Source organism: Nocardiopsis protaetiae, assembly GCF_045446735.1.
Taxonomy (GTDB): domain Bacteria; phylum Actinomycetota; class Actinomycetes; order Streptosporangiales; family Streptosporangiaceae; genus Nocardiopsis; species Nocardiopsis protaetiae.
In genome coordinates this window covers 1-2,933 of record NZ_JBJJBV010000462.1, presented here as the reverse complement: position 1 = coordinate 2,933, position 2,933 = coordinate 1, and the positions used below count along the sequence as shown (strand labels likewise).

Genomic DNA, 2,933 nt, shown 5'->3' with positions numbered 1-2,933 from the left:
GGTCACGAGGTTGTAGACCATGGAGCCCACCCCGGCGACGGTGGCCGCGTCGAGCTCCTCCGCGGGGACGTCCAGGACGAGCGCGGCCAGCTCCCTGCGGCCCTCCTCGATCCCGGCGGCCAGGGCGGTGCGCATGTCCTCGTCGAACTGGGCCTGGGTGAAGGCCTGGATGCTCGCGACCAGCAGGTCGCGCTGCTCGGGCAGGGTCTCCAGCAGCGAGGTGAGCAGGACCCGCACCCGGTCGTCGGGGGCCTGGGCACGGGAGGCGCGTACCGCCCGCTCGAAGACGTCGCCCCACTCGCCGCTGGCCTGGAGCACCGCGGCGCTCATCAGCGCGTCCTTGGACCCGAAGTGGTAGCCGATGGAGGCCAGGTGCGCCCCGGAGGCGGCGGCGATGTCGCGCGCGGTGGTCTTGGCGTAGCCCTTCTCGACCAGGCAGCGCCGCGCTCCGGCGAGCAGGTCCTCACGTTGGCTCATGGGCGCAGGCTACCAGTTTTAGACGTACGTACATATTGACGCCGAATTTTGACGTACGTACGATCAAGCCCATGACGGCCACACGCCCACCCACCGCCGCCCGCGCCCGGGCCGGACTGGTCTTCCTGCTCCTGCCGGCCCTGCTCGTGTCCATGGACCTGTCGATCCTGTTCGTGGCCGCCCCCGCCATCTCCGCGGCACTCGCCCCCACCGCCACCCAGTGGCTGTGGATGATGGACGTCTACGGTTTCGTCCTGGCCGGGCTCCTGGTCGCCATGGGCGGCCTCGGCGACCGCATCGGCCGCCGTCGGCTGCTCCTCGCCGGGGCCGCCCTCTTCGGAGCCGCCTCCGCCCTGCTCGCCCTGGCCCCCACCCCCGGCTGGTTCATCGCGGGCCGTGTCCTGCTCGGCGCCGCCGGGGCCACCCTCGCTCCCTCCACGCTGTCCCTCATCCGCGCGATGTTCGACGACCCCCGCGAGCGCGCCGCCGCCGTCGGCGCCTGGACCGTCGCCTTCACCGGCGGCAGCGTCCTAGGCCCGGTCCTGGGCGGGGCGCTGCTGGCGTACCTCCCGTGGAACGCGGTGTTCCTGGTCAACCTGCCGTTCATGGCGCTGCTCCTGATCGGCGCGCCCTTCCTGATCCCGGAGTCCCGCGACCCCCGGCCCGGCGGGTTCGACCTCCCCGGCGCCGCCGCCTCGCTGATCGCGGTGCTGGGCCTGGTCAACGCCGTCAAACGGTTCGCCGAACACGGCGCCGACCCCTGGGGCGGCCTCTCCCTGCTGGTCGGCGCGGCCTTCCTGACGGCGTTCGTCGTCCGCCAGCGCCGCGCCGCCCACCCGCTCATCGACGTGGGCCTGTTCGCCCGGCCCGCCTTCGCCGCCGCCGTGGGCGGCAACACCGCGGTGTCCTTCGCCGCGGCCGGGCTGGGCCTGCTCACCTTCACGTTCCTCCAGACCGTGCACGGCCTGAGCCCACTGGAGGCGGCCCTGTACGCGCTGCCCGCCTTCGCCGGGACCCTGGCCGGGGCGGTCCTGGCCGGGGCGCTCGCCCACCGGGCCCGCCCGGGGCTCCTGATGGCCGCCGGGCTGGGCCTGGGCGCCGCCGGCTTCGGCGTCGTGGCGACCCTGGAGCCGGACACGCATTTGGCGGTGCTCATCGGCGGCTACACCGTGCTCACCTTCGGCATCGGGGTCGTGGGGACCCTGGCCAACACCCTTGTGCTGGCCACCGCGCCGCCCGAGCGGGCGGGGGCCGCCGCCGGGATCTCCGAGACCAGCACCGAGTTCGGGGCCGCCACCGGCATCGCGGTCCTGGGCACGGTGGCCGCCTCCGTGTACCGCTCGGCCATGGAGGCCGCGGGGGTGACCGGCCCGGCCGCCGAGACCGTCGCCGGGGCGCTGGCCCGGGCCGCGGAGGCGGCGGATCCGGACGCCCTGCTGGCGGCCGCCTTCGCCGCTCAGACCTCCGGGATCGTCACCGCGGCGCTGGCCGGGGCCGTCACCCTGGCCGCCGTGGCCCTGTCGGTCGCCGTCTCCCTGCGCCGCCTGCCCCCGGGGACCGGCGAACCGGCCCCCGGGCGGGAGGATCAGGGCAGCGCGTAGCCGGGGAACGCCACGCACTCCTCGACCGGGCGGGACTCCAGGTAGCCCAGGTCGAGGAGCTCGTTGACGCGGGCGTACCCGGCGTCGACCGGCTCGGGCAGGCCCCCGGCCGGGACCAGCACCTGCTCGCCGCCGCCCGGCTGCTCGAAGTGCGGGGCGATCGGGCCGGTCAGCACGGGCAGCTCGTCCACCACCTCGAAGCAGGTGTAGTTGTTCTCCGGCCCGTCCGGCCAGGTGTTCAGCGAGTCCGGCGGCAGCGCCCGCCGCGCGTACGGGGCGCCCGCCGGGGCCAGGAACGTGCCCCAGGGCGACCCGAACCGGTCCAGCATCCACCCCTCGGGGAGGACGGCGGTCTCGGTGACCGGCTCCCCGTCCACGACCTCGAAGCCCATGTGGTCGGGGTACTCCCAGCCGTCCGGCCCCCACCAGCGGTCGAGGAACCCGGCCGGGGTCAGCCCGCCCAGCCGGTCGTAGCCCTCCAGCAGCTCCGCCACCGGCCCCTGCCCGGGGAGCTCGGCCGGGCCGAGCCGCCGGTCGCCGCACAGGTACCGCTCCAGGTCCTCGGCGGTGGGCGGCGGGTCGAGCACGGGGCAGTCGGCCCGGACCCCGGCGGGAACGGCCGGGATCTCGGCGGGAGCGGCCGGGACCCCGGCGGGGACGGGCGGGGGAGCGGCGTGGGCGGGGGCGGCCACGGCCAGCAGGGCGAGGGCGGCGGCCCCCGCGGTCAGGCGGGACTTCACCGGTCGGACTCCGTTCGTCACCGACACCCGAAATTACCGAGCGCCGTCGAATGATTGCAGAACGTAGTCAAGCATGACCGGGGTGCGCCCGGGAACGGCGATGGCCGGGACCCCG

Annotated in this window: 3 protein-coding genes; 1 reads left to right on the top strand and 2 read right to left on the bottom strand. The window is 75.6% G+C overall.

Going from position 1 to position 2,933, the window contains the following annotated elements; all coding sequences use genetic code 11:
- Nucleotides 1-477: TetR/AcrR family transcriptional regulator (locus tag ACJOT3_RS33860; RefSeq protein WP_406977210.1), on the bottom strand; the 477-nt coding region annotated here is incomplete at its 3' end.
- A 71-nt stretch (nt 478-548) separates the two neighbouring features.
- Here ACJOT3_RS33860 and ACJOT3_RS33855 point away from each other — a divergent pair.
- Entirely contained in the window at nt 549-2,078 is a 1,530-nt protein-coding gene (locus ACJOT3_RS33855; RefSeq protein WP_406977209.1) for an MFS transporter, read from the top strand.
- Here ACJOT3_RS33855 and ACJOT3_RS33850 read toward each other — a convergent pair.
- On the bottom strand, nt 2,063-2,818 hold the full coding sequence (locus ACJOT3_RS33850; RefSeq protein WP_406977208.1) for a TNT domain-containing protein: 756 nt from the start codon (nt 2,816-2,818) through the stop codon (nt 2,063-2,065). The two genes, ACJOT3_RS33855 and ACJOT3_RS33850, sit on opposite strands and share 16 nt — an antisense overlap.
- Between the last annotated feature and the right edge of the window lie 115 nt (nt 2,819-2,933).

Coding starts and splice junctions, on each gene's coding strand:
- ACJOT3_RS33855 (WP_406977209.1), top strand. CDS start 549: ATGACGGCCACACGCCCACCCACCGCCGCCCGCGCCCGGGCCGGACTG.